This is a genomic window from Alienimonas californiensis (genome assembly GCF_007743815.1).
Taxonomy (GTDB): domain Bacteria; phylum Planctomycetota; class Planctomycetia; order Planctomycetales; family Planctomycetaceae; genus Alienimonas; species Alienimonas californiensis.
The window spans coordinates 3,551,628-3,577,162 of sequence record NZ_CP036265.1 but is presented as its reverse complement, the minus strand read 5'-3'; the positions used below and the strand labels follow the sequence as shown (position 1 = coordinate 3,577,162).

The 25,535-nt window shown below is 70.6% G+C and carries 21 protein-coding genes, 1 tRNA gene and 1 pseudogene; 8 read left to right on the top strand and 15 right to left on the bottom strand.

Annotation, left to right across the window (positions count from 1 at the left end; translation table 11 throughout):
• Nucleotides 1–657 precede the first annotated feature (657 nt).
• Nucleotides 658–1,392: a hypothetical protein gene (locus tag CA12_RS14075; RefSeq protein WP_145359684.1), complete on the bottom strand. Its 735-nt coding sequence runs from the start codon at nucleotides 1,390–1,392 to the stop codon at nucleotides 658–660.
• Between the two features lie 1,032 nt (nucleotides 1,393–2,424).
• Here CA12_RS14075 and CA12_RS14070 point away from each other — a divergent pair.
• Complete coding sequence (locus tag CA12_RS14070; RefSeq protein ID WP_145359683.1) at nucleotides 2,425–2,907, top strand: hypothetical protein; 483 nt, start codon at nucleotides 2,425–2,427, stop codon at nucleotides 2,905–2,907.
• 388 nt (nucleotides 2,908–3,295) lie between these two features.
• Here CA12_RS14070 and CA12_RS14065 read toward each other — a convergent pair whose 3' ends face one another.
• The 8 genes from CA12_RS14065 to CA12_RS14030 all read right to left on the bottom strand — a co-directional run bounded on the left by CA12_RS14065 (nucleotide 3,296) and on the right by CA12_RS14030 (nucleotide 10,459).
• A complete protein-coding gene (locus CA12_RS14065) occupies nucleotides 3,296–5,317 on the bottom strand; it encodes a hypothetical protein (protein WP_145359682.1) in 2,022 nt (673 codons plus the stop codon).
• A gap of 135 nt (nucleotides 5,318–5,452) precedes the next feature.
• On the bottom strand, nucleotides 5,453–6,421 hold the full coding sequence (locus CA12_RS14060) for a bifunctional DNA primase/polymerase (protein ID WP_145359681.1): 969 nt from the start codon (nucleotides 6,419–6,421) through the stop codon (nucleotides 5,453–5,455).
• Between the two features lie 135 nt (nucleotides 6,422–6,556).
• Nucleotides 6,557–7,486, bottom strand: coding sequence for a hypothetical protein (locus tag CA12_RS14055; protein WP_145359680.1), 930 nt, complete (start codon nucleotides 7,484–7,486; stop codon nucleotides 6,557–6,559).
• 160 nt (nucleotides 7,487–7,646) lie between these two features.
• Complete coding sequence (locus CA12_RS14050) at nucleotides 7,647–8,048, bottom strand: hypothetical protein (protein WP_145359679.1); 402 nt, start codon at nucleotides 8,046–8,048, stop codon at nucleotides 7,647–7,649.
• A gap of 192 nt (nucleotides 8,049–8,240) precedes the next feature.
• Entirely contained in the window at nucleotides 8,241–8,627 is a 387-nt protein-coding gene (locus CA12_RS14045; protein WP_145359678.1) for a hypothetical protein, read from the bottom strand.
• Between the two features lie 179 nt (nucleotides 8,628–8,806).
• The gene (locus CA12_RS14040) at nucleotides 8,807–9,211 is read right to left on the bottom strand and encodes a hypothetical protein (protein WP_145359677.1); all 405 of its coding nucleotides are present in this window, start codon (nucleotides 9,209–9,211) and stop codon (nucleotides 8,807–8,809) included.
• 336 nt (nucleotides 9,212–9,547) lie between these two features.
• Nucleotides 9,548–10,087, bottom strand: a complete 540-nt coding sequence (locus CA12_RS14035) for a hypothetical protein (RefSeq protein ID WP_145359676.1) — start codon at nucleotides 10,085–10,087, stop codon at nucleotides 9,548–9,550.
• A gap of 201 nt (nucleotides 10,088–10,288) precedes the next feature.
• Entirely contained in the window at nucleotides 10,289–10,459 is a 171-nt protein-coding gene (locus tag CA12_RS14030) for a helix-turn-helix domain-containing protein (RefSeq protein ID WP_165700763.1), read from the bottom strand.
• Between the two features lie 483 nt (nucleotides 10,460–10,942).
• Between CA12_RS14030 and CA12_RS14025 the strand changes: the two genes are divergently transcribed.
• Nucleotides 10,943–11,770 carry a hypothetical protein gene (locus CA12_RS14025; protein WP_145359674.1) on the top strand — a complete coding sequence of 276 codons (828 nt, stop codon included), beginning with the start codon at nucleotides 10,943–10,945 and terminating at the stop codon, nucleotides 11,768–11,770.
• Nucleotides 11,771–11,967: 197 nt separating this feature from the next.
• Nucleotides 11,968–12,930, top strand: a pseudogene (locus CA12_RS23270) (tyrosine-type recombinase/integrase); the annotation flags it as partial.
• A gap of 394 nt (nucleotides 12,931–13,324) precedes the next feature.
• On the opposite strand, the gene CA12_RS14015 reads toward CA12_RS23270, so the two are convergent.
• The 5 genes from CA12_RS14015 to dnaX all read right to left on the bottom strand — a co-directional run bounded on the left by CA12_RS14015 (nucleotide 13,325) and on the right by dnaX (nucleotide 18,012).
• Nucleotides 13,325–13,395, bottom strand: a tRNA-Gln gene (locus tag CA12_RS14015).
• 140 nt (nucleotides 13,396–13,535) lie between these two features.
• The gene (locus CA12_RS14010) at nucleotides 13,536–13,919 is read right to left on the bottom strand and encodes a hypothetical protein (RefSeq protein WP_145359673.1); all 384 of its coding nucleotides are present in this window, start codon (nucleotides 13,917–13,919) and stop codon (nucleotides 13,536–13,538) included.
• Nucleotides 13,920–14,043: 124 nt separating this feature from the next.
• On the bottom strand, nucleotides 14,044–15,537 hold the full coding sequence (gene rpoN, locus CA12_RS14005) for an RNA polymerase factor sigma-54 (RefSeq protein WP_145359672.1): 1,494 nt from the start codon (nucleotides 15,535–15,537) through the stop codon (nucleotides 14,044–14,046).
• Between the two features lie 143 nt (nucleotides 15,538–15,680).
• Nucleotides 15,681–16,040, bottom strand: a complete 360-nt coding sequence (locus tag CA12_RS14000; RefSeq protein ID WP_145359671.1) for a YbaB/EbfC family nucleoid-associated protein — start codon at nucleotides 16,038–16,040, stop codon at nucleotides 15,681–15,683.
• Nucleotides 16,041–16,089: 49 nt separating this feature from the next.
• The gene (gene dnaX / locus CA12_RS13995) at nucleotides 16,090–18,012 is read right to left on the bottom strand and encodes a DNA polymerase III subunit gamma/tau (RefSeq protein WP_145359670.1); all 1,923 of its coding nucleotides are present in this window, start codon (nucleotides 18,010–18,012) and stop codon (nucleotides 16,090–16,092) included.
• A 122-nt stretch (nucleotides 18,013–18,134) separates the two neighbouring features.
• Here dnaX and CA12_RS13990 point away from each other — a divergent pair, with 122 nt between their 5' ends.
• Entirely contained in the window at nucleotides 18,135–18,968 is an 834-nt protein-coding gene (locus CA12_RS13990) for a hypothetical protein (protein WP_145359669.1), read from the top strand.
• 15 nt (nucleotides 18,969–18,983) lie between these two features.
• On the opposite strand, the gene CA12_RS13985 is transcribed toward CA12_RS13990, so the two are convergent.
• A complete protein-coding gene (locus CA12_RS13985; RefSeq protein ID WP_145359668.1) occupies nucleotides 18,984–19,940 on the bottom strand; it encodes a hypothetical protein in 957 nt (318 codons plus the stop codon).
• 271 nt (nucleotides 19,941–20,211) lie between these two features.
• On the opposite strand from CA12_RS13985, the gene CA12_RS13980 reads away from it, so the two are divergent.
• From CA12_RS13980 to CA12_RS13965, 4 genes are all read left to right on the top strand, one after another.
• On the top strand, nucleotides 20,212–20,955 hold the full coding sequence (locus tag CA12_RS13980; RefSeq protein WP_145359667.1) for an alpha/beta hydrolase: 744 nt from the start codon (nucleotides 20,212–20,214) through the stop codon (nucleotides 20,953–20,955).
• A gap of 120 nt (nucleotides 20,956–21,075) precedes the next feature.
• Nucleotides 21,076–23,388, top strand: a complete 2,313-nt coding sequence (locus tag CA12_RS13975; RefSeq protein ID WP_145359666.1) for a hypothetical protein — start codon at nucleotides 21,076–21,078, stop codon at nucleotides 23,386–23,388.
• Nucleotides 23,389–23,458: 70 nt separating this feature from the next.
• Entirely contained in the window at nucleotides 23,459–24,388 is a 930-nt protein-coding gene (locus tag CA12_RS13970) for an ABC transporter ATP-binding protein (protein ID WP_145359665.1), read from the top strand.
• A gap of 94 nt (nucleotides 24,389–24,482) precedes the next feature.
• Nucleotides 24,483–24,677: a hypothetical protein gene (locus tag CA12_RS13965; RefSeq protein ID WP_145359664.1), complete on the top strand. Its 195-nt coding sequence runs from the start codon at nucleotides 24,483–24,485 to the stop codon at nucleotides 24,675–24,677.
• Nucleotides 24,678–25,535: the final 858 nt, after the last annotated feature.

Genomic DNA, 25,535 nt, shown 5'->3' with positions numbered 1-25,535 from the left:
CTTGCCGCAGGCGGCCTTCAGGACGTCACGGCAACCAGCAGCCCCAAGGCAGCCACGTCGGCGGCCAGGAGCCCGCGGCCGACCCCTTCGTCTGCGATCCTGGTCAGGGCGATCCACGTCAGGCAACACTCGTCCGAATTTCGAGGCTGGATGCCGTCCCCGAGGCCTCGATCGAGCCCCACGGTTCCGCCAGCGGAAACCGCGAGGAGATCGCAGCCTCGAGGCTGTTGTACTCATTGTCGCCTCGGATGAAGTCACTGACAGCCATGTGCACCTGACCGATCGGCAGGCCTACGGCAGGCGCGACCGTAGGCCGTATGACGAAGCCGCTCGAGCAAACCGGATCTACGAACGACGGCCGCTTCAATTCCCGTTTTGCTCCAGGGGTTAGTGTTCGACCGGTCCGGTCGTCGACGATGGGCAGGAGACGACGCTTCCCTACGACAACAGGCCTGTGGACGTCCGCCGGGGCGCCCAGCAGCTTGGTCCGCGTTTACCTCGAAAACCCGATCTATCGTCCACCGGATTGCCGCGACGAGGCGGCGGAACCGCTCGCGTGTATCAAGGTCATGCATGTAGACAGGGATCGAGGGACGGACTTCCGGCGGCCATTAATAAAGCCCGGTGGAAGCGAGCCGGCGTGGATTGAAACATCCTTCATGGCGAGAGCGGGCCGGTGCGAAGCACGACGAACCCGACCGCGTCCAATGCCCCCGCCGCGGACTCCGGAAGACCGGCGGCAATAGCCGGCGGGTCCGTCGTCACCGGGAGTCTCAACGACGCCCCGTCCGGCCGGCCGGCCAAGCGGACCCGGTGCGCCAGCGACAGGGTCGGCACGCCGTCCAATAGCACCACCGACGGCGGGAGTGGGATCCGCTTCCGCGACCGGCGTGCGCCGAATCCCCACGCACGAGGTATCAAGCCCGCAACGGTCTCGACGTCGGTCACCACCACCACCGTGTCGCCCTCACGCGGCCGGTTCGCCGCGGTCCCCCCCAAGGTAGCTTCGGCCAACGTCCGGTCGAGCCGAACTGCGTAGGTGCCCACGGCGACAAACTCCGCCGGGACGTGATGTACGCCGAGCACGGTCGCCCCCGCCGAACGGCCGGCGAGGAACCCGTCGAGGAGCGGAACCGCCGCGACCGGCGCCGGCCGACCGGTCAGGAGGGTGGTGACGTCCGCCCCCTCCGCCGCCAGTCGCTCCAGCAACCACACCGCGGGCGGCGTCCGGCCGTCCAGGGCGTCGCTGATCCGCGGCTGCGGCACGCCCCATGTCCGGGCCGCCGCCGACTGGCTGCCGTGCAGCGTGAGCAGCGTCGCCCCGACCCGCTCCGCCAGTTCCGCGTGCGGTCCCTTCGGAGCGGACCGGCGGGGCGAACGGGACTTCCGCATCGGCTTGCCCGAACCATGCGGCCGAGCGTTTGGCGAAGGATCGTCTGCGGGGCGGGCGGAGGGCATGTGAGGCAACCTACGGCGCCTCACCCCGCCGTCGCACTGCCATCGGGATTCACGTTATGTTTCGCGAAACAGAATGCTTAGAGGTGGAGTGATTTAGCCGGAGAGTGCGGTACCAACCGGCCTTACGGTCGGTAACGTAGTTCGCGTTAGAAATCGTCTGGCGAGCCGAGTGTTGGATCGGTCCATCCTTCCCGCGAAGTCCCTGCCGGCCGACGCGGGACAGGATCGCCGGCACACTGCAGCAGCAGGGGCGAAACTCCTGACAGCCCAGATGCTCGCGGCACAGGAAGTCACGAGGACTGACGCGGTCTCCATACGGGGGCGGCAGCCCGTCGGGGAGATCGACCCGCCGCTCGTCCGCACGGCAGCGGGCCGTCAGCGCCGAACAAACCGAGGAGATCGCCTGTCGGCCGCCGTTCACGCCCGCCGTCCCCACGCTCAGCTTGCCAGACCGCCGCGATGAGGCAGCGGAAGCGGCGGGAGAGAGCGAGCGTCGGGAGATCGAGAGAGCCCTCGGGGGCATCCCGGCGGACCCGCAGGAGACCGTCAGCGTGACGGCGAACAGCGGCACGGCCGCGATCGGAGTGACGCACGAACGGCCTGTCTGCCTTCGCCCGCCGCCGCAACCGCACCGACACACCGGGCACCGATGCTGCGGGCCGACTTGGTCACCGGGGCGCACGGCGCCGAGGTCAGTTGGTCAGAAGAGCGAGAGACACACGAGCGGGACGGCCGAAGGCCGACCCGCGGTGTTTATGGAAAGGCGGAAGCTGGCTTCCTCGAGGTCGGCGAGATTCTGCCGGTCGCTCCCCGTGGCAGGTGCGGGGTCGGGGCGCCGGTACCGGACCACAGCCAAGACCTCGCGGGCCCCGCCGACAGCCCCGCCCGGTTGCGCAGGCGCTCTTCCGGGCGACAATGGGGTGTTCCCGTTCCACCACCCCCCCCCGGCAGAGCAGAAGCATGACGATGAACGCCGCCTCGAAGGCCGGCCAGCCCTGGGCCGAGGACGAGGAAGCCATGCTCCTCACGATGACCGATGCGGAGTTCGCCGAGGCGTCGGGGCGTACGCCGGGAGCGGCGGACAGCCGGCGCCGGAAGCTGGGCCTGCCGAACTCGTACAGGACCTTCGGCCCGGAGGGAGCGCGGGTCACGCCGGAGGCGGCGAAGGCCCTGACGAACTGCGTGAACGCCCTGCAGCGGATCGTCAACGAGGCCGCGGCGGGGTTGGCCAGGGAACGGGCCAGCGTTGATGGAGAGCCGCCGGTCATCCAGCTCAGCGACGTGGACGCCGTCCGCCGCGAACTGTTCGCCGTCCTGCCGAGGGGGCTCGTGAAGAGCACGCCCGGCGCCATGGCGGCAGAGGTGAAGAAGGGAGCCGGCGACGCTGAGAAACCGAAGCCCAAGGCCGTGCGGCGGCGGCGAGCCCGCGTCACCTCCGTAGGCATCTAAACCACGCCGATAGGGCGGGAATGACATCGCTCGCGGCGGTCAGTTCCGTGCGCCCTACGCGAACGTCTGTGCCAAGCCTGACGGAAACGCCTTGCCGGCCCGTCGCTCCGGCCTACCACGGCGGATCGGAGGAGCCTTTCACAATTTCACGCTCACACGGTTGAAGAAGGACGTAAGTAAGCTCCCCTCTTCTACTCTTCTTTATTCAGAAATGGTGTGAAACTGTGAAGGAGGCAGGTTCCTCCTACCCTGCATGGAGAAAACGCTTCACAAATGCTTCACGCCGGCGGGGGTTTGGCGTGAAAACGTGAAAGAAACGACCGCGGGCGGGGGTGACCCCGCCCGCGGACGCGACGAGGCGTCGGTCAGACGCCCGATTTCGTGCGATCTAGCCCGTAATCGCGAGCGTGTCTTTGTCCGAGGTCGCCGCGGGGTCCGCGGCCGGGAGCGTGCCGCAGAGCCCCAGGGCGCCGAGCGGGAGGAAGACCCCGCGGGTCGGCCGGCCGTTGACGGCTTGATTGTCCTCGCAGGCGCCCGGCAGACGTTTCAGGATCGTTTTGACGTCCACCCCCTGCCAACTCGTTCCTTCCAGCAGCGTGGTCGCGACCAGCGGCGTGACGAACAGGCCGCGGTCGCACGCCGGCCGGTCACCACTGGCCGCCCGGGGGTGATGGAACACCCGGAGGCCGTTGAGCCCGAGCTGCTCGGCACCCATCCCGAGCCAAGTGGTGTGGCCGGTAAACTGCTCCGCGACCAGTTCGCCGACGCTGACCACCTTCTTGTTCATCCCCGGTACGGTGATCGGGGCCGAGAAGATCGCGTCGAGGAGGTCTTGCTCGGTGCTGGCGGTGTCGTCGACGGTGCGGCCCTCCAGGAAGCTCCGAAGCACCTTCCCGGCCACGTCGGGGGCGACGTCGCGTCCGTGCCGCAGGACGGCGTCGAAGGCGGCGGGGACGGCCAGCGACTCGACCAGCCGTCGGTCGGCGTCTGCGGGGGCCAGCCGTCGGATCGCCAGTGCGAGGTCCTCGGCCGCCCGCACCGCCCAGACGGCGGCGGCGACCAACTCGACCCGCAACTCGTGCAGTTCCTCGACGGACGGGAGCTCAGGGTCCGGCGAGTCGGCCGGGGGGGCGGCGAGCTCCAGTTCGATCTGCCGGTTGCGGTCTTGGGCCGGCAGGTCGCCGGGCTCGATCGCCAGCACCCAGGGCATCAGCCGCAGTTCGGTCTCGTGGGCGACCTGTCCGGGCGTGCCGCGGACCATCCGGCCGCCCCGGCTGGCCACCCGGAACATCGCCAAGATACCTTCGCGGCGGGAGGAGTTCTCGAACTCGTCCAGCACGACCGGCGGGGCGTCGCACCCGACCGATTGGCGGACGCCCGCGGCGGTGGCGTCGTCGAAGATTTCGGCGAACCGGTGCGGGCCGCTCAGCAGCGGCGTGAGCGCCTCCGTTACCAGCGTGCTCTTGCCCGAGTTGGTGGGGCCGAGGACGGCCATCCGCGGGCGGTGCCGGAGGACAGCCTGCACGGGGGTGGCGACGACGGCGGCGGCGGCTACGGCCGCGTCGGCGGGCCGCTCCCAGCGCCACTGTCCGGTGATCTCTAGCAGGCGGCTATACGCCGCGGCTGCCCGGTCCGGGGTCATGCCGTCGACCGCCGCCCGCACGTCCGACCCGGCCCACTCGGCGCCGCCCCGCAGCACGGCGTGGCCGCCGACGGCGTGGTCGGCGAAGTCCGCGGTCTGGAGGCCGTCGTAGGTGTACACGGTCCGGCCGTCGTTGATCAGCAGGTCGCCGCCCTCGCCCGGCCAGACGCCCCGCCCGCGACCTCCGGAATCGATCTCCGGGGCGGCCGAGGCGGCGAGCGCGAGGGCGCCCTTGAGCTCCGGCAGCGAGATCGCCCCGGGCGGGGTGTCGTTCGTCCGCTTGCGGACGAGCCGGCCGGCGTGGTCGCTGCCGACGAGCTGGAGGGCGTCCTCGAACTCCAGCTTCGCGACCCGCGGGGTGGTGCGGGTGCGGCCGGTCGACTCGCTGTGGGTGACCGCGGCCCCGTCCGCCCGCTCGCCGACGACCGTCAGGCCGACGCGGCTGAGGAGGGCGGCGGGGTCGGCCATCCGGGCGGCGGGCTGACTGGCGGCCCGCCGGGCGGCCTCTCCGCCCTGCGTGATCAAGTCCCGCTCGGCCGCGTCCCGGTCGAACGGGTGGCCCTCGGCCAGGGCGGCCTCGGCGAATCGGTCCAGCAGGTCGGCTCGGGCGTCGGCCGAGATCGCGTTGATCTCGTCAGTCAGCAGCACGTCCCGCCCGTCCGGGTCGAACAAGAAGGCGTTCACCGTCGGCCCGTCGGGGGCAGGGTGGCAGACGAACTGGGCGGTCGGGGCCGCGGGGCCGGCGAGCGCCGGGAGGTTATTGGACATGGGAATCCGGGGGTGAAAACTCAAGAGTGGAGAGACGTGGACGCGGTCCCGGCGCACGCCCGCCATTCGGCGGGGGCGGCGGTCCCGACGCCCGAGATGACGGGCCGACAGCCCCGCGGGGATGTCGACCCTGAATCAGCGGCGGAAACGGTTTCTGATCTGGGCGGCGAATTCGGGCCGCTCGACCGCCGGCGACCTGGGCTGCGACAGGGCGCTCTCGATCGTGGCGAGGGCCTTCTCCCCCTCGGCGGCGTCCCAGGGGGCCGCCCCCAGCAGCAGAGCGGCCTCGGCCCAGGCGTCGTCGTACTCGTTGCCGGCCAGGTCGCAGGCGGCGCGGAACAGCCGACCGTTCCAGTCCGGCCCCTCGGCGAACTCGCCCAGCAGGAACCGCTTGGTGGTCCGGCAGACGCCGGGCAGGTGCTCGACCCGCAGCCGGTGGGCGGCGGTCATCGCCGTCGGCGGGGCGGCGGTCGCCGGGCGGACCCCGGCGGGACGGTCCGCCCCGACGGCCTGGCGTTCGGCGTGGGCGTGGAACTCCGTGGCGATCGCCCCCGGCAGCGGGGCGAGCGGCAGGTCCACGGGGGAGCGGCCCTCACGCCAGCGGTAGCGGCCGCCGGACGGGTGCGTCGACGGCACCCCCTGGATCAGCCCGCCGGCGCCGCGGAACTCCAAGTCGTCGTGCCACGGGGTGAGCTTGGCCGCGGCCGGCAGGCCGGGCGGGGTTTCGAAGTACAGGTGGAACCGGCCCGGGTCGGCCGACCCGCTGTCGGCCGTCCAGGTGACCGGCGTGTCGCCCAGCCGGTCCGCCAGCGCCGCGCAGGCGGCGGCGGAGTCGACGTCGACCACGGTCGGCCCGTCGCCCCCCAGGCCGATCGCGATGCCGTATTGGGGGCTGATCCCCCACCATCGCTTGGCTTCCTCGGGGGTGGTGACCGTGCCGGCGTCACGACGCTCGGCGTAGGAGAAGAACGGTCGCTTCTCGCCCGGCTTCGTGGGCAGCGTGACCCAGCCGAGGTTCGCGTAAAATCGCTCAGCTTCGCGGACGTCCTCGAAGACGCCGTCGGCTGCGGCGGGGTCGCGCCCCGCAGATTTGTCAGGTAACATGGAAGTCGTTGAGGAGTGCCCGCGTCGCCCCCCGGCCCCGGCAAGAGCGTGGGCGGGCGACGCGGGTGCGTTGCAGTTGGCGCCGGGACTCGAGGGCCCCCGGCGGTGGCCCGGAAAGTTGTGTGGCTCCGACCGTCAGACGGTTTCGAAGTCGCCCCCGAGGAGATCGCGGGCCTGCTCGGTCAGCAGCGCCGTCAGCTCCTCCGGCGTCTTGCCGGGCAGCTCGGCCAGGACGGTGAAGCCGACATGGGATCCGGAGGCGGGGTCGCCGCCGTTCACCCCCTCGGCGTACAGGACCCGCAGTTCGTTCGCGGCGAGCATCGTCAGAAAGTCCGCGGCTTGCTGCGGCAGCCGACGGCCGGGTCGGGGCAGCGAGCACTCGACCAGCCCCAGGGCGGCATCACGGTCGCCGCGGGCGAGTGTGCGGACGGCCAGCCGAGGCCGCTCGTGCTGCGGTTCCCACGGGTCATGTGGAGCCTCGCCGACGGGCCGTTCTGCCTCGGTAGACGAGGCGGCGGCCTCATCCGGCCGATCGGTTGCAGGACCGAAGGTCTTCGGGCTGCCCGCTTTGAACGGGCGCTTCAAAACCGTCTTCTCGGCGACACTGGTGCCGCCGGGCCGGGCGGTGGGTTCCACGGCCTTGTCGTACGGAGCGACCGGCGCCCCGGCGTCCGCGGCCTGCTCGAAGGCGTCCCGCAGAGCCTTCATCACGCTGACGGAGGCCCGCCGCGCTCCCACGCGGCGGCCGCTGCGGCGGCCCCGGTACGCGGCGACCGCCGTCTTCACCGAGGAGATTGAGAACCAGTCGTCCGTCGAGAAGAAGAAGCGCCGCTCCAACACCGCGACCCCGACATCCTCACCCACGTCCGTGAAGATTACCTCCGGCGTGTTGTTCGGGCCCGTGGGGCGGACGGTGACCTCGACGGGCAGGAGCTCGGCCCGCGCCGTGTACGATTCGCCGGCCTCCCCGGCGGGCATCTTGCCGTCCGCGGCGGTCGAACCGCTGGTCTGAGGCGTGGGCGGGTCGACGGCCGGTCGGGGGGGCGGTGCGTAGGTGGTGCTCATGGTGAACGCCGCGAAGAAACGGGAGTTGGAAAACGTGCGGCGGCACTGATGTCGGAACGCGACGCATCGCCGGCACGCCGAAGGCCCCGTCCGCCGCCCGCGCCCGGTGGGGGCGATGGACAGCGGTACGGGGCGACGACTTATCCGGCGGCGACTCGGTCTAGCCCTTCTTCAGACCGATCTCGCCGACGGTCGCGCAAACCGCTTCCCCCACCGGCCACATGCCGCTCTGCCGGTTCAGCCCTTCGTTCTCGGGCACGTCGAGCAGCAGTACGACGGTGTGGGGGTCGGCCCAGTCATGCCGTTCGTCATCCGGGGCGCTGCAGCCGCCGAAGGCCCGCTCAGTGACGCCCTCCGCGTCTAACCGCGCCCGCAGGGCGGCCAGCCGCGGGGGACGGTTCTCGTCCGGGCTGTTATCGGCGAACGCGATCAGGCCGGTCTCCGCGTCGAAGAAGACCTCCCGCTGAACGTGGAACGCCATCGTCCTGGCGCAGACGGCGAAGGCGTTGGCCCGTGCGGTCAGTTCGGCCTGAGTCATGGCGGTCTTGGTGGTGGATTTCATCGTGAAGCTACTGGTTGGGGGGCCGGCCGGACCTCGCGGTCCAGCCGACTTTGGAAGGGGGGGGGGCGGCGGGTCGGCCGGGGGGCTCGAGACCCCCGGACGACTCAAGTTCAGGGGCGTTAGGGCGGCGGTACGGGGCGACGAGGCTCCGAGCCGTGTCGCGGGTACAGCGACAGCCCTACGCGAACGGTCTCAATCCACGACGTCAACGCCGCCGAAGAGGGCGCCGGCAGCGGCTCGCACTAGAGAAACGGTCTCGCCCCGGGACCGGCCGGGGACCTCGATCGCCCACGCCAATGTGCGGGGCTCCCCGCGGAAGCCGCCTTCGCCGTGCGTCGCCGTGGCTTGAATTTTCGCCCCGGCGGCCTCCAGCAGCCCTTCGAACCTGTAGCGGCTCACAAATCGTTTCTCCGTCGGCCGGCTGTCGACGTAGAGGATCAGGCCGCTCTCGTCGTCCACGAACACGGTTCGGAAGTACCGCGTCACCAGCTTGCCGCCGTACTCGGCGGCGAGCCGCGCCACGCTCTCGGGGCGGACGGGGATCTTCGCGGTGGACGGGGCGGTGTCGGAGAAGTGCATCTGTGTCAGTCAGTGAGGGGTCGGGCCGACGCAACAAGCGCCGGCCGTGGGAAGGGAAAGCTGCGCCGGACTCGGGAAACGTGAGTGGGCAGCGCCATGTGCGGGGGGGGGGCGTTTGGGCGGCCACTGGCACGCCGGGCGGCGCTGTGGAGCGGCGGCGCTCACGGCGAGTCGAAGAGCTATCCGACGTGAGTGAGGCCGATCTCGCCGACGGTGGCTCGGACCGCGTCCCGCACCGGCCACACGCCGCTCCGCCGGCTCATCCCGTCTTCCGCGGGGACATCGAGCAGCAGCACGACCGTGTAGGGCGTGGCGTAGGGCGGTTGATCGTCCTCCGGATCGGCGTACCCGCCGACGGCTCGCTCGACGACGCCCTCGGCGGAGAGCCTCTCCCGCAGGGCGGACAGCCGCTCGGGCCGGCCCTCGTCGGGGTTGTTGTCGGCGAACGCGATCAGGCCGGTGGCTTGGTCGAAGAACACGTCCCGGCGGATCCGGAACGCCATCGTGCCGGCGCACATGGCGAAGGCGTCGGCGCGGGCCTGCAGCCCGGCCGGGGTCATGTCGGTGGTGGTGGTGGGTTTCATCTGGAACTTCTTGGGAGGGAGACGTGAGGGGGCGCCCGCGGAGCGGGAGCAAGGGGCGGCTCGGCGCTGACCGCGAGGGTCCGGCGCCGGGATTCGGGAGCGCCGCGGGCTTCAGGCCGGCGGCGCAGCGTTCGGGCGTATTCGAGGCCTGCTCAGCCGTCGGCGAGCAGTTCTTTTAGGTCTTCGCGGCGCACCAGCAGCCGGCCGCGTGGCCCGGTGCCGTGCACGCATGTGAGATCTGAACAGCCGCCGGCACGCCAAAGACCTCGTCCGCGGCCCATGCCCGGTGAGGGGCGGCGAGAAGCGGGGGCGGCGTCCGGCAGCGTTGCGCGAAACTCAGTTCCGGTGAGTCTCGGCACTGCCCTCGCAGCCGTTCGTCACTTCAGCGGCTTCCTCCGCCGCGGCAGCCGGCAGCAACGCATCGAGGACGCTGATGGACATGTCAGCCGCCCTCCGTCCTGTCGGAGTGTCGCCGGCGCTCAGTTCTTCGTCTTCGAGCGTCTCGAAGACGCCACGGTCGAACGCGTGCGTGACCTCGGTCAGTGGAATGCCGCCTAACCGTTCGATGAGCATGTGCCCCATCCCGTCCCGGTACGCCCGCAGGTTGACCTCCACCCGGCAGAGCCTCCAGTGGCGACTGCCGTGAGTCCGGATCGCATCAGCGAGCGCGACGCCCGTCGGACTATCAGGGTTCTCCTCGGCCGCGATCGCGAAGATGGAACCCATCTCGTTGACCGCTTCCGGGCCGTGATAGGCCGCCAAGGCGGCCATCGGAACTGCCGCCTCCGCGGTGATCTCGCGTGCTGGGGGCGACCGTTTTGGGGTCGGGAGGATCTCGATATGCACCGCAGAGTCTTTGTGAAACGTGTCAGTCATTCGGGGTTCCGAGTGAGTCGGTGGCGGGACCGCGGTGCGGTCCGCTGGGGGTTGTGAAGTGGTGTCCGGTTGGTGCTCGTCCGTGACGCGGGCGCACACCGTGCCCGCAACCGGCCGGATCGCTCCGGCGGCTTGTCTCCGGGGCGGCAGTCTGGCTGCCGCGGAAGAAGGAGCCCGGGCAGGCGCTGCCCGGGCGGGTCGTCAGGCGGCGGCTTCGTGCCGCTGCGCCCAGTCGGTGAGGGAGGTGGTCCTGTAGCGGACCAGTCGGCCGATCCGCACCGCAGGCAGGTCGCCGTGCGGAACGGTCAAGTCGCGGAGCGTCCGCTCGGAAACGCGGAGCAGGTCAGCGGCCTGCCGCGGGTCGACGAGCACGGAAGCCGGCCCGGCATCGCCTTGGGGGATCGCGGTCATTGGGGTAGTGTCTCGGGGAAGTGAACCGTCGGCACCGGCAAGCAGATGCCGCCGAAGAACGGCTACACGTTACCGCGAATCTTCGATGCTACAACGCCTAGGCGTTTCCGCGGCGGAGATTTTCTGATATTTCAGTGCTGCCGCGGGCCGATGCTTGTGTAAAGATCCAAAATTATGACTGCCGACTCAGGCCCGACGCTCCCTGACGACGCTTTGGTCGCCGCCGCTCTCCGCCGGGTGATCAATGGCCGATTTGGCGGGCAATCCGCTGCCGTGCGGGAACTCGGGATCGCTCAGGGCACACTGTCTGCGGCCATGCTTGGCAAGCACCTGCCTAGCGGGAAGCTGCTCCAAGCTCTTGCCGCCGTGGGATGCGACGTAACTGCTCTGCTCCGGGGGGGACGCCCGCTCGGTGACCAGGGCCGCGGCCCGCTCGGCACGGCCTTGTTCGAGCTCGAATGCACTGTCGATCGCCTCATGGAGCAGTCGCGGGGAGCCGAGGACTGGAGGCCTCTCCGGAGAGAGGTGAAGCGAAAAGCGGTCAGTTCGCGGAAGGAGTTTGAGAAGCTTGCCGCCGCCGGCAAGCTGCCGGACGACTGGCCGGCCGAGGTGAGGGCCGGCCTACTTCTCAACGAGTTTCGAATCTGGCTAGACTTCCTAGAGGCCGAAGCTTCGCTCAACGCCCCCGCACCGACCCACGCCCACGCCCACGCCCGCGACCCCGAACCGCCCCCCCTCCGGGGCGGTATCGTACCCCTCTTCAACGAGTTCCTACCCGGCCCGCCACTGACGTTCGCCGGCCGAGCCGTGGGGGCCGTCGCGCTTCCCGAGCAGTGGGTCCGCGACGGGGCCTACGCCGTCTGGACAGGACGGCCGGTGGGTGGAGACCCCGAAGGCGACGGGGGCGGGGCCAGGATCCTCGCCCGCGACCCGCGGGACGACTCCGGCCTCGATGATCGCACGGTGCTGGTCTGGACCGGAAAGGTCCCGCAGTGGATCGCGGGTCCGCCCGTCGCCCCGTCCGGTACCTCCGTCCCCCGCCGGACCGTGTTGCGGGGCGAACAATCGTTGGAATGCGTCCTCCCCCCGATCGTGGAGACCGAGTACGGTCCCGCCCTCTCCCAAGTGCACCGGCCCCGTCCGGCCACGAAGGGGACCTGGGAGACGGGTGGACCGACGTACGCCCGCCCGGACGATCGGTCCGCCGAGGGGGATCGGGGCAGGCGGCTCCGCGTCCTCGGTTATGCGGCCTATGTCATGGGGCCAATCTGAAGCCGCTCCGGAGTGCGCCCCGGTGTGCCTCCTCCGTCCCCGCCCGTCGGCGACCCTGTCTTGCACCAGCCGAGGACCGACCTACGCTAGCCGCTCGGTACGTGGCGGTGACCATGTCGGGATTGCGGGCACTTGGGCCGCAATAGCCCCCGGAGCCGACCTCACCACCCCGCACTTCACCGGCGTCGGTATCGACCATGGCCTCCCTTTCCACCGATCCGAGCGGCGGACGCCGGATCCAGTTCACCGGCCCCGACCGCAAACGCCGCACCCTCCGACTCGGAAAGGTGCCGAAGAAGTCGGCCGAGCAGGTCAAGGGGATGGTTGAGCGGCTCAACGCCGCCAAGCTCGCCGGGCACGCTCCGGACGACCACACCGCCCGCTGGATCGCCGGTCTGGACCGGGCAATGCACGACAAACTCGCCGCCGTGGGGCTGGTCGCCCAGCGGACGTCCGCGACGGTGGCGGACTTTGCCGCTGACTACGCCGCCGGCCGCACCGACCTGAAGGATGCCACCCGTACGCACCTCGCCCGCTCCGCCGACAGCCTCGCGGGCTTCTTCGGCCCCGCGATCCCGCTGCGTGATGTCACCGCCGCGGACGCCGACCGCTACCGCCGCTCTCTGCTCGCCACAGGCAAGGAGCAGAACACAGTTCGCCGGGAGGTCGGGCGGGCCAAGCAGATCTTCACCGCCGCGGTGCGGGCCGAACTGATCGACCGCAACCCGTTCGCCGATCAGAAGGTGCAGGTGCGGGGGAACCCGGACAAGTTCCGGTTCGTCACCCGCGACGAAATCGACCGCGTGCTCGCCACCTGCCCGGACGACGAATGGCGCCGGATCGTGGCGCTCGCCCGGTTCGGAGGTCTACGGGTCGTCAGCGAACTCGTCCCCCTGAGGTGGGGCGACGTGGACGTCGCCGCCGGCAAACTGCACGTCACCAGCCCCAAAACCGCCCACCATGAGGGCGGCGGATCGCGGGACGTTCCGCTGTTCCCGGAACTGCGGGAGCACCTCGACCCGACCGGGAGAAGCCCTGCCGACCAAGTGGTCCCGCGGGCCGCCGACGGGGGAACGAATCTCGGCACCCAGTTCAAACGGATCATCAAAGCTGCAGGCCTGGAGCCGTGGCCCAAGCCGTTCCACAACCTGCGGGCGACCCGGCAAACGGAACTGGCCAACGAGTTCCCCGAGCACGTGGTGTGCAGCTGGATCGGCAACTCCGCCGCAGTGGCACGGGAGCACTACCTGCGGGTGACCGACGACCACTTCAAGCAGGCCGCCGGCGGGGCGGACTTGAACGCACCCAAAGGCGAAGAAGCCCCGGAAGACCGCGACGAGGATCCCCCCAGGGACCAACCGAATGAAGCGATCTTAGAAAATGCCTGCGGAGCGGAAGGCGACGCAGAATCCGACGCACAGACGACGCATTTTCCGACGCCGCAGGCAGCGGCGGGCGACAGCGTCGTCCGGCACGGACGAAAACAACCTCCTCAGCCCCAACGGCTTACGCCATTCCCCGCCGCGACATGCCGGCCCTCGCCATCAACGACAAATCCCCGACTAGGATTCGAACCTAGACTAACAGAACCAGAATCTGTGGTGCTACCGTTACACTATCGGGGAACGACGGCCGCCGCGGCGCCCCGGGGAGCGCCGACTGGGGGGGCCGGTCGCATAGGATAGTTTCTCCCGGGCGATCGGCCAACCGACTTCGCAGACGATTCGTGAGACGGACACGGAGCCCCGCCGCGGGGTTCGGTCTCTCAGTCGCGGAGTGCCGCGGCGTCCGTCGGGGCCGTGATCGGGGCGACGAACAGCGTGGGGTTCAACGCCTCGTCCCCCTCCTCCGTCAGCCAGCCCATCAGCCAGGCGCCGAGGGCCAGCGTGAGGACCATCAGGACGATCGCGATCGATCCGGCGATCAGCCGCGAACTGGCCCAGGCCGGGCCGGCCTCGGCGGCGTCGGTCACCATAAGCTCCGCCTCCGCGTCGGAGACTTCTTGGGCGTTCGGCGAGAGGACCGGTGTCTGGGAGACCTTCGCCGGGTCGACGATGTGATGCGGACCGGGCGGCCGGAACCGCTCCCCGGCGGGGCTGTCCTCGACGGGGCGATCCGCGGCGGGATCGCGGGGGTGCGGATCAACCACGGCGTCGGCTCTCAGGGGGAATGAGCCGACGAACCTACCCGGTCCCGCGGCCGGTCGGCACCGGGCCGACCCTCACGGCCGGTTCCTCCAACCGCCCAACGCGATCGAAGGACGGAGCCGCCGGTCAGACGTATTCCCGCCGCTGGCGGGACGAGGGGATGCCCATCTTCTTGCGGTACTTGGTGACCGTGCGGCGGGCGAGGTTGTAGCCGTCCTCCTTGAGGGCCTCGACGAGGGCGTCGTCGGAGAGCGGCTTCTTTTTGTCCTCGCCCTCGATGATCGTCTTCAATTTGAGACGGATCTGATTCCAGGAGACGTCCTCGCCGTCCTCGGTGGTGGTGCCGCCGCCGAAGAACTGCCGCAGCGGGAACAGGCCGCGGGGCGTCTGCACCCATTTATCGCTGACCGCCCGGGAGACGGTCGTGACGTGGACTCCGACTTTCTCCGCGATCTCCTCCATTTTAAGCGGGTGAATATGCTCCGGGCCTTTTTCCAAGAAGTCCCGCTGGTGCTCGACAATCGCCTCGGTCACTTTTTTGACCGTCTGGTTGCGCTGCTCGATGCTTTCGATCAGCCACTGGGCGCCCTCGATCTTCTTCTTGATATATTCCTTCGTCGCGGCGTCCGGATTGTTGCGGAGCTGCTTGATATAATACTTGCTGATCCGCAGGTTCGGCGTGTATTCGTCCAGGAGGCGGACGGAGTATTTTCCGTCGTCGTCGCGGTCGACGGCGAGGTCAGGCGTGACGGCCTGGGCCGGTACGCTGCGAAACTCGCGGCCCGGGTGCGGATTGAGGTGGGACAGCTCCTCCGCGGCGGCGGTGATCGTCTCCAGGTCGTAGCCGGTTTTCCGCTGGATCGCCGGCAGGCGGTTGGCGGCGAGGTCCTCCAGGTGCCGGGAGATGAGCACCTCTAATTCGTCCCGGTACTCCAGTTCGTCGCTGAGTTGGAGCAGCAGGCACTCCTGCACGTTCCGCGCGCCGACGCCGGGGGGGTCGAGTTTTTGAATGAGCGTCAGCGCCCGCTCGGCGTCCTCGTAGGTGATCGCCCGGCCGTAGGCGCTCATCAGGTCCGGCAGGCCGCTTTGCAGCCGGCCGTCTTCGTCGAGGTTCTGAATGAGGTAGACCCCGAACGCCCGGACCTCCGGCGTGGTGTCGAAGTAGCCGAACTGCTCCACCAGGCTGTCGTGCAGGCTCTGCGTGCGGGCCGGGGCGTTGGCCATCGCGTCGAAGGCCCGGTCGCCCGCATCGGAGATGCGATTGGAGGAGGGCTTCGAGCCGCTGGTGTAATTGTCGTCCGGCCAACTCTCGGCCATATCGACCAGGCGCTCGAAGTCGTCCGCGTTGCCGTCGTCGTTGTCGACCTCCAGCGGCCCCTTTTCGCTTTCGGACCGCTCGTTTTCGTCGCGGGCCTTTTCTCGCTCGGCCGTTTCCTCGCTCTCCGAGACGGTGCGGTCGCGGTCCTCCACCTCCAGGGCGACGTTCTCCGCCAATTCCTGATCGACGCGTTCCTGCAACGCCATCACCGGCAATTGCAGGATCTCCATCGACTGGATCATCCGCGGAGCCAGCTTCATCTGCTGGCTCATCTTCATGGACTGCTGAAGATTGATGCGCACGGCGATCCCCGGGGACGGGTCGGTGAGAGGTGGTGGGCGACGGGAAGGAACGTCGCGGAGCCGGAATCGGCGGCCGCCGGAGTCGGCGGACGGTCCAGTGTACCGCGGGGTCGAACCCGTCGCGGCGTCGGGCGGGACGGGTCCTACATCCCGACTTTGGCCAGCATGTCGCCCAGACCGGGCACGTTGAGGTCCTCGGCCTCCCGGGAGATCATCTCCTTGGCGGCGGCTTTGGCTTTCTTGCCGGCGTCGTTGGAGGCCTCGATCACCAGCGACTGCAACTGGGCGACGTTCTCCGGGCCGCTCAACAGCGCCGGGGCGATGCGACAGGCGACCATCTCGCCGTGGCCGGTCACGTCCACCTCGACGGCGCCCTCGCCGGCGCTGCCGGTGACGATCATCTCGCCGGTTTTGCGGTGCACCTCTTTGATCCGCTTCTGGATCTCCCCGAAGTTCGAGGCGAGGGCGGCCATATTGCCCAAACCGCCGAGTTTACCGAACATAGCGAGCGACGTGACGGGAACGAGACGGGGAAGGCGGACGACGAACGGGTCAGTCCGGAACGGACGCGGCGGCCGGCGGCAGCGGTTGGGAGGTCACCTGCCGAGCCTCGAACAGGTCGACGGCCCGCCGTACGAAGGGGTCGGCGATGTCGTCCGGATTGACGGGTTCGGGCCGGGAGGCGTCCCGGGCGGAGCGTTCGGGCTTCGCCTCCTGACGGGCCGCCCCATTCGCGGGGGCGGCGTCGAGGGCGACAGCGAAGGAGACGGGAGCCCCGACGATCGTGCGAAGGGCCGCTTCGACGGCGGGGCGTTTCGCTTCGCACCGTTCGGCGGCGACCTTCAGAGCGGCCGGGAACCGCAATTCTACGCGATCCGGCCCGAGAATTGCTAGGGCGGAACTCTCCCGCACCCCCGTCAGGGCGTTCCCGGCGCCGATCAGCTCTTTCAACCGGCTGAGCAACAGCCCCTCGTTGCCCGCCTTGAGGGGGACCGACGGGACCGCGGGCGCCTCCGGTTCGTCCGGCTCCGCTCGTTCCGCCTGCGGTTCTTCCCGCCTCGGCGGCGGGGCGGGCGCCGGCGTGGGGCGTTCCTCCTGTATCGCCGCGGCCCCGGGGGGCCGCGGCGCGACGGGTTCCTGGCGAGACGGGGATGGGCTGTTTCGCGGGGCCGGGCGGGCGGGAGGACGGTTGCGGGCCGGGGCCGTCGCGCCGCTCGGAGAGCCGCCGCCGCGGAGGCTCTCGGCGAGGCCCGCCAAGTCGTCCAGATCACCCAGCGTGGCGGCCCGCACCAGCGCCGCCTCGGCCAGCGCCCGGCCGAACGTCACCCGCTGCATGCGGAGCTTCGCCTCGGACAGCAACTGCACCGCCGCAAGCGTCGTCTGGACGCCCCAATCCTGCGCCTGCTCCGACAGCGCGGAGCGGAACTCCTCGCTCACCCCCAGCAGCGGCACGCCGTCGGCCCCGGCGGCAAGGATCATCAGATCCCGCAGGTAGCCGACGAGTTGATCAATCAGCTCGTCGAGCTGCACCCCGTCGCCGATCGCGGCCTCCAGTTCCGCCAGCGCCCCGGCCGGGTCGCCGTTCACGCAGTAGCCGACCAGCGCCACCAGCCGATCGTCCGAGGCGGTCCCGAACAGCCGGTGCACCTCCTCCGCAGTGATCTTCGCCCCGCCGAAACTCAGCAACTGGTCGAACAGGCTCTGCGAGTCCCGCATTGACCCCGCGGCCCGGCGGGCGACCAGTTCGAGGGCGGGCTGTTCGACCTCGTACCCTTCCGCCTCAGCAATCGCCGCGAGGCGCTGGATGATGTTCTGAACGTGAACGGTGGCGAAGTCGAACCGCTGCACGCGGGACAGAATTGTGTCCGGCAGCTTGTTCGGCTCGGTGGTGCAGAACACGAACTTCACCCCGGCGGGCGGTTCCTCCAGGGTCTTCAGCAACGCGTTGAACGCCGCCTTCGACAGCATGTGCACCTCGTCGATGATGTAGACCTTATAACGGGCCCGCATCGGCTTGACGGTCACGTTGCCGCGGAGGTCGCGGATGTGGTCCACGCCGTTGTTGCTGGCGCCGTCGATCTCCAGGACGTCGACGTCGTTGCCCTCGGAGACCGCATCGCAGATCTCGCACTGATTGCAGGGCACCCCGGCGTTCGGGCCTTCTTTGGGGGCGTTCGGGCAGTTCAGGGCCTTGGCGAAGATGCGGGCCGTCGACGTCTTCCCCACCCCTCGGGCGCCGGTGAACAGGTAGGCGTGGGCCACCCGCCCAGCGGCGATCGCGTTCGTCAGCGCCCGGGCGACATGCCCCTGCCCGATGACCTCGGCGAAGGTCTGCGGCCGGTAGCGCCGGGCCAGCACGGTGTAGTGCTTCGCCCCGCCCCGGCCGTTTCCGCCGACCGCCGCGGGGGCGTCGGCCCCCTCCCTGTGCGAAGGGTCCTCGAGCAGCGGATCGGCGAGCAGCGGGTCGTCAGCCATAACGAAAGAAAACGGGGGCGAACGCGGAGTCGCAGTCTAGTCGCCCGACCGACCCCGGGGCAGGCGAACTCGCCCCGGCCGCACGGTGAACCGGGCGGGGATCGTTTCCGTTACGGTATGGCATGCCGGCCCGCCCGCTCCCGCCGCCGCCCGGCCCGCGGGTCGTCGAGCGGATCCGCTGGCCCACGCACCGGGACGCCGCGATCCGCTGGACGCACCCCGGCGAGACCGTCCGCGTCGTCCCGTCGCGGGTGGATAACGCGGAGTTGCTGCGGACGATCCGGCACCACCGCGCCCGCGTGCCAGCGGACCGCCAGACTGGCTGGCCGACTTTCTGCCGGAGGGTCGCCCTGCCCTTGGTGCGATGCGAGACGCCCCACCGGCCTCTGCGGTCGGGGGAGCGGGTCAGCGACGGAGCGCCCTCGCCCACGGCGATCTTCGCCGTGGTGCTGGCCGGCGAGGCGTTCGGGCTGGCGCTGCAGATCCTCACCGGGAACGCTGTGTACCTGCTGCTGGGCCCGGCGCTGTCGGTCGCGGCCCTGCTCGTCAGCGGCGCGGTGAGGCGGTTCGGCCGCCCGCGAATCCTGTTCGACCCGCCGGGGACGGCCGCCCGGACGCTCGCCCTCCTCACGCTGCTAATCGGCCACCCGCTCGCGTTCCCGGCCGCCGCCCAGATCGCCCGGTGGGCGGGGTGGCCGCAGGGGACGACGGTCTGGATCGCCTGCGGACTGCTGGCGCCGTGGGGCGTCGCCGTGTGGGCGCTGCTCCGCCCGCACGTCCGACAGATGCGAGCGTTCCACGAGACGGCGGAAGCCGACGCCGTCGAGGAGTGGGACGCCCTGCACGCCGACCCGCAGCGGGAACCGCGGTGGCTCGTCGAATTGCGGCGCGCGGAGGGCACGGTCCGAACGCAAAGCGACCCGGACGCGGGGAGCGTCCGGGTCGCTGGAAAGTGAGGGTCCGCTCGGGCCTCACCGCAGCATCGTCACCGGGAACAGGCGGGCGGCACGGCTGGAGCGATCGAACCCCGCCTGCGGCATCCCGGGCAGCGCGGGGCCGTCGAAGCCGTCGTCCATCGTCCCCTCGTACCGCGGCGGGGCCGGGGCCGCGTTCGGCACGGGGCGGTAGGAATCGCGGCTGGGCACGGGGCGGAACGAGCCGCCGTCCACCGGCCGCGGCGCGACTTGGTCGCCGTACAACCCGCCGGGGCTGTTCGCCCCGCCGGCGGGAGCGATCGGCCCGGCGCCGGGACCGAACGACTCACGGCTGGGGCCGATGTAGACGCCGCCGTTTTCGCCCTCGCCCTGGTACTCGAACCCCGGCGGCAGAGTGCCGGGGGCGGTGCGCCCGCCGCCCCACGCCGGGGCCGACGGAGCGGGACGGTAGGAGTCGCTCCGCGGCGACAGGTACGCCGGCGGCCCGACCTGGACGGGGCCGGGGACGATCGTCGGCCGCCCGATGAGCGCTGGGTGCGGGGCGCCGCCATGCAGGACGATCGGCACGGCCCGCAGGTCTTCGACCTCGTCCTCCAGATCCTCGAAGCAGTCTTCGATGTCGTCGGCGAAGTCGTCGGCGGCTTTCCGGGCGCTCCGGGCCGGGCCGCGGCGCGTCAGCCGGTCTTCCTGCTTGTCGAGCGATTCAATCAGCCCTTTCATGTGACGCAGGCAGTTCTTCGCCCCGGCCACGTCGCCGACGGCGAGCTTCACCTCAACCGCGTGGGCTTCGGCGGCGATCGCGTTCGCCGTGTGGGCGAAGGCGAAGTAGTCCGGCAGCGGGACCGAGGAGCCGAACCGGGCGGCAGCCAGCGCGTGCTGCTCCACCGCGGCGGCCAGACGGGTCGCCTTCGCAATGTCGCCGTCCCCGGCCGCAGCGGAGGGGAGCGGCGCGACGCAGGCCGCCGCGGCGAGCGCCACGAGCGGGGAAAACAAGCGGAGACGCATCGTTCGTCGGCCGTTGAGGGTGATTGAGGGGGAAGGCGGCGGGAGCGCCGAGGCGAACACTGTAACGTGTTCCCGCGGAGCGATTCGCAACCGAAGTTCGTCGCCAATCTCGTACCCGCGCATACGCTTTCGGCACAAACAACTCCGCTGCAATGAGTTGTGACGAATCGCCCACTGAGATGGGGCCGCAGATCTGTCGCGGCCCCGCCACATCGTCGTCAGAGAGACGACACACCATTCCCGTCGTCAAACCGACCCCATGAACGTCCTCCTGACCCAGACCACCTCCGAACACGCCGGGCTGACCGTCCGCACCGTCGGCCCGCCGGCGGGCGAGCCGGTGGAGGCGGCCCTGCTCCTCTGCCACGGCTTCGGCGCCCCGGGGACGGACCTCGTCGGCCTGGCGGCCGAACTGTTCCGCCTACGCCCGGCGCTGGTTGGACGCGCCCGCGTGCACTTCCCCGCGGCCCCGCACGATCTGGCGGCGATGGGCATGCCCGGCGCCCGGGCCTGGTGGATGCTGAACATGAACCGCCTGAACCTACCGCCGGCACAGCGGGTCGCGGCGTTGCGGCGGGAGCGGCCGGAGGGCATCGACGCCCTGCGGACTCAGTTGGACTCCGCGATTGACTCCCTGCTGACTCTCGACGGACTCCCGAGCGAGAGTCTGGTCGTCGGCGGCTTCTCCCAGGGGGCGATGCTGACGACCGACTACGCCCTGCGGACCGAAGGGGAACTCGGCGGACTGGCGATCCTCAGCGGGGCGTTTGTGGCGGAGGACGAGTGGAGCGCGTGGGCGGCGACCTGTCCGTCGCGGCGGGTGTTCCAGTCCCACGGCACGGCCGACCCGATCCTGCCGTACGAGAGCGGCGAGGCGTTGCGGGACCTGCTGACCGACGCCGGACACACGGTGCGGTTCGAAGCCTTCCCCGGCCCGCACACGATCCCGCCGGTGGCTCTAGAGGGCCTCGCCGACCTGCTGGAAGCCGCCAGCGAGGCCTGACAGATCGCTCAACCGGGCGTCGAAGCGAAGGAGCGGTGAAATCGTGCCCATCGCGGCCGGTGTCGGCGGGCGTAGCGTCCCTGTATTCTTCCGCCCCGCTCCTCCCCGGACCGCCCCGCTTTGCGTCGCCCGCCGCTCCCGCCGATCGCCGCCCTGCTCGTCGCTAGTGTGGCGACGCTCGGCCCAAGCGACGCCCGCGGCCAAGCCCCCTTTGAACAGCGTGTGCCCACCGCCGGCGTCGGCGGCTTCGTCCGGCCGGGGGCCTGGGTTCCGCTGCGGGTCGAATCGCTCGACCTGGCCGAGTTTCGGGGCGGACCGAGCTACATGCCGGTCGCGGTCGAGGTGACCGACGGCGACGGCCTGCGGTTGCAACGTCAGGTGGAGGCCGTCGACGGCGTGTGCCTCATCCAAGCGGGCCGAGCGGAATCCGAGATCACGTTCTCCGCCGGCGACGTCGGCCTAGGGCAGGTTGAGCCGGAAACGACCGGCACGTTGCGCCCCGGCGACGACTTCACCGTGCTCGCCCCGGACGAGCGGCTGTGGGCGGCGGTGCGGTTGCCGGCGGCGCTGTCGCAGAGCCCGGAGGATACAGCTGGCCCGTTGGATCGGCCCGGCCGGCCGGTGCGGATCGCGGCGTTCCCCCAGGCCAACGACCTGCCGAGCGTCCCCGGCGCCCTGGGCACGGTGCGGACGCTGCTGATCGACGCCGACGACTGGCCGGACGACGACGCGTTCCTCCAGAAATACGTCGCCGGCGGGGGGCACCTGATCGTCAGTCTGTCCGCGACCGGGGAACTGCCGGACTGGATTCCGCTCACGCCCGGCGGCCCGGTCGCGCTGACGGCCCGCCCGGCGCTGGAACGGCTGGCGAAGGCCGGCAGCGGACGAGGCACCGCGGCGGTCATCAACCGACTGGTGCCGGCCGCGGTGCGGCCGCTGGACGCGACGGAAATCGCGGCCGCGGACGGCCGCGTGCTGGCGACCGGCGACGGCGGGGCCTTGGTCGCGGAACTGCCGATCGGCTTCGGCCGGGCAACGGTCGTGGCGGCGTCGCTGCACGAGGCCCCGCTGAGCGGCTGGGGCGGGCTGCCCTCCTTCCTGCTGGAATTGACCCGCTCCGCCCCCGGCGGGGCCGGCCCCGGCGACCGGGCGCCGACCGGCGAGATGGCCGACCAAGTGTACGAGGCGCTGGAGGCCGACGTTGCCGCCGGCGCCTCCCCGGGGACAGTGGGCGTCTGGGCGCTGGTCCTGCTGGTCGTCGTCGGACCGCTGGACTATCTGCTCGTCCATCGCCTGCTGAACCGCCCGGCGCTGACGTGGGTCACGCTGCCGCTGTGGCTCGGCGGGGCGACGGCGCTGGCCGTGTGGGGAACCGCGGAGGCCGACGCCACGCCGCGTCGGCTGGAACTGGTGGACGTGGACGTCGCCGCGAACCGCGTCCGCGGCGCCGCCTGGGCGACCGTGCCGGCGCCGGAGGCGGGCCGCCTGACCGTGCGGGTCACGCCGACGGAGCGGTTCTCCGGGGAGCCCGACGAGAGCCGCTTGGGCTACGCCGCGGAGCCGGGCGCGACGTTCGGCGGGCTCTACCGCGGCGGCGGCATGGGGCTGACGCCGGGCGAATACGCGGTCGCGGGGACGGAAGCCGTCGGCGTGCCGCTGCCGGAACGCTCCGCCAAACGGTTTCGCCTCGACTGGACCGGACCGGGCGACGGGGCCGTCGCGGGGCAACTGGCCACCGAGAACGGGCTCCTCACCGGCACGGTCTCGCACACGCTGCCGGGGGCGCTGTCGGACTTCTTCCTCATCCATAACGGCCGCGTCTATCGCCCGGACCCGGAGCGGGCCGGCGACCCCTATTCGGGCGCTGAGGAGTTGTGGGAGGACGGGTCAATGCCGTCGGGGGCAGAGTGGCGGCCGGACGGGCCGGGCGTGCTGCGGCGGGACCTGCGGGGGTTCCTCACGCAGGTGCGGGAGGTCCGCGAGGGGCCGTCGACGCTGCGCGGCGGGGGCGACGACCCGCTGAAATTCGACGAGACCCAGCGGCTGGTCTACACCCGCTACGCCGCCCGCAGCCGGGACTTCGGCGTGATCCTGCCGGCCCTGTCGCTGTACGCCCAGTCCGGCGGGGCGGCGTTTACGGGGCTTTCCAACGCCGAGTTGGAGGGGCTGGACCTCTCCGCCCTCGCCGGCAGCGGGCGGGCGCTGCTGTTCGGCCGGCTGGACGCCCCGCTGACGGACCTGGAGGTGACCTTCGGCGACCCCTTCCCCGCGGATGGGCCGACGGTGACGTACGTCAGGGCAGTCCTCCCCGTGACGGAGCGCAGCGCCGATGCCGCCCCCGCCGGGCCGAGCGTCGGTCCGGTGCGGCTCGATTCCGACGCCGAAGCCCCCGCCCTGCCCCGCCGCCGGCCGCTCGGCCCCGCAGCCGACTGACCGCGTCGTCCATTGATCCCGGGTCCGCCCGTTCCCCCCGCATTCCACTCCGCCCGCTGATCGTTCCCCGGTGATCGAGACCAAAAAACTCACGAAGCGTTACGGCGACCTGATCGCCGTGAACGAGATCGACTTGTCGCTGGCGGCCGGCGACGTGTTCGGGTTCATCGGCCCCAACGGGTCCGGCAAGACCACGACGATGCGGATGATCGCCACCCTGCTGGACCCGGACTACGGCGAGGCCTATGTCTGCGGGAAAAGCATCTACGGGAACAGCCGGGAGGTCCGCCGGCTGATCGGCTACATGCCGGACGCCTTCGGCGTGTACGAGGACATGACCGTTACGGAGTACCTGGAGTTCTTCGCCGCCGCCTTCCGCATCGACGGCCCGGCCCGCCGCAAGCGCTGCGAGGAGTGCCTCGAACTGGTCGACATGACCTTCAAACGGGACGCCTACGTCGACCAGCTCTCCCGCGGCCAGACGCAGCGGATCGGCCTGGCCCGCACCCTGCTCCACGAGCCGGAGGTGTTGTTGCTGGACGAACCGGCGAGCGGCTTGGACCCGCGGGCCCGGATCGAAATTCGCCGGCTGCTCCGCCGGTTGGGCGAGCTGAAGAAGACGGTGATCGTCTCTTCGCACATCCTGCCGGAGCTGGCGGACGTCTGCACGCGGGTGGGGATGATCGAGAAAGGCAACTTGCTGGTGGACGGCGACGTCCGCGAGGTGATGCGCAAGGCCCGCGAGAGCATCACGCTGCAAATCCGCGTGAAGGACCGCACCGAAGCCGCCGCCCAACTGCTGGAGCAGGCCGACGAGGCGCGGTCCGTTACGGTCGACGGCGAAGGGACGATCAACGTCTCCCTGAAGCCCGGCGTGGAGGACTACACCGCCATCCCCCAGAGCCTGTTGGAAGCCGGTTTCGCCCCCACGCTGTTCCGTGAGGAAGAAGTGAACCTCGAAACCGCCTTCATGGAACTGACGAAGGGCGTGCAGCAATAGTCTTCGCGAGAGCCGGCGAGCTAGCCGGGCGGTCGTCCGGTCGCTATCGTCCCGCGTTCCCGTCGATACCGTTCTGCGCCGCCCCCGTTCTGTTATGACCGACGCCAAAGCCCTCCACCTCGTGTCCGTCAAAACGGAACTGGCCGAGAAGTACGTCCGCAAAGCCCGCACCGCGGGCAGCGTCACGAAGCGTCGCCAGTTCGAGCACCGCGCCCGCGCCCACCGCCGCACGGCCCAGGCGCTGAGCGACCTGCTCGCCTTTCGCGAGCGCGAAGCCGCCGCGGCCTGAGGCCGGCGCGTCTCCCAGCGAGAGGCGAGCGGGGGGCGTCAGCCCCCCGTGTCCGTGGAAACGTCCGCCCCCGTCGTTGCGTAACAGGCGTCGGGGAAGAATTAGCGGTCGTCGTCCCGTCGATGGCCCTTTGCCGCGGCCCGGTGACGGGAACCGGTGGAGCGAGGGCGTCGCGAACGACGCCCCGCTGCCGTCGGCTCACTCTTCCTCGTCGCCGACGCAGCCGACGACCACCGGTTCCGCTTCGCCGGCAAAAATGGCTGGCGACGGTGCCGAGGGCGTATTCGCGCCACGCCCAACTCCTTGACGGTTAGTACACCTCGCCCAGGTCGGCCGGTTCCACGTTCACGTCACAGAACGTCTTGGAAAAGCAGAGCAGCGGATAGACCCGCTCCCCGTCGGCCTTGAGCCAGTACTGATCGAGGAAGTTGCCGAGGGCGAGGGTGAACGTGCCGCAGATTCGACGGCGCTTCGCGTCGCGTCATCCTTGATGCCGTGCTCGAGGAGGGCGTCGTCCGGCGCGTCCACCTGCATGGCCTGAAACGCCATCACCATCTCTTCGTAGGCGTCGTCGCGGAGGAGCGTCTTCGGGAGTCTCGGGAGAGGGACGGGCGACGCATCGCAATCCCCCGACCCGACGGTCGCCTCCCTCTCACGAACGAAAAACACGCCGGGGAGCGGCCGATCCCCGGCGTGTTTCGTGAGGCGCATAAAAAAAGACCCCCCGCGGCTGGTCGGGCCTAGTGCACTGACCCGTGGAAACCACGTGGGCGCCGCGGCCCCGGGTTGCGTGATCCGCTGCCGAGCCTCCTAGGGAAGCAAGGGCGGCTATACGCGCGGCCGGGGACTCGAGGCTCC

Bases quoted from the DNA above. Each gene is read 5' to 3' on its own strand.
- CA12_RS14075 (WP_145359684.1), bottom strand. From the start codon at position 1,392: ATGCGGAAGTCCCGTTCGCCCCGCCGGTCCGCTCCGAAGGGACCGCAC.
- CA12_RS14050 (WP_145359679.1), bottom strand. From the start codon at position 8,048: ATGAAATCCACCACCAAGACCGCCATGACTCAGGCCGAACTGACCGCA.
- CA12_RS13990 (WP_145359669.1), top strand. From the start codon at position 18,135: ATGCCGGCCCGCCCGCTCCCGCCGCCGCCCGGCCCGCGGGTCGTCGAG.
- CA12_RS14060 (WP_145359681.1), bottom strand. From the start codon at position 6,421: ATGTTACCTGACAAATCTGCGGGGCGCGACCCCGCCGCAGCCGACGGC.
- CA12_RS14045 (WP_145359678.1), bottom strand. From the start codon at position 8,627: ATGCACTTCTCCGACACCGCCCCGTCCACCGCGAAGATCCCCGTCCGC.
- CA12_RS14040 (WP_145359677.1), bottom strand. From the start codon at position 9,211: ATGAAACCCACCACCACCACCGACATGACCCCGGCCGGGCTGCAGGCC.
- CA12_RS14065 (WP_145359682.1), bottom strand. From the start codon at position 5,317: ATGTCCAATAACCTCCCGGCGCTCGCCGGCCCCGCGGCCCCGACCGCC.
- dnaX (WP_145359670.1), bottom strand. From the start codon at position 18,012: ATGGCTGACGACCCGCTGCTCGCCGATCCGCTGCTCGAGGACCCTTCG.
- CA12_RS13965 (WP_145359664.1), top strand. From the start codon at position 24,483: ATGACCGACGCCAAAGCCCTCCACCTCGTGTCCGTCAAAACGGAACTG.
- CA12_RS13980 (WP_145359667.1), top strand. From the start codon at position 20,212: ATGAACGTCCTCCTGACCCAGACCACCTCCGAACACGCCGGGCTGACC.
- CA12_RS14000 (WP_145359671.1), bottom strand. From the start codon at position 16,040: ATGTTCGGTAAACTCGGCGGTTTGGGCAATATGGCCGCCCTCGCCTCG.
- CA12_RS14070 (WP_145359683.1), top strand. From the start codon at position 2,425: ATGAACGCCGCCTCGAAGGCCGGCCAGCCCTGGGCCGAGGACGAGGAA.
- CA12_RS14055 (WP_145359680.1), bottom strand. From the start codon at position 7,486: ATGAGCACCACCTACGCACCGCCCCCCCGACCGGCCGTCGACCCGCCC.
- CA12_RS14035 (WP_145359676.1), bottom strand. From the start codon at position 10,087: ATGACTGACACGTTTCACAAAGACTCTGCGGTGCATATCGAGATCCTC.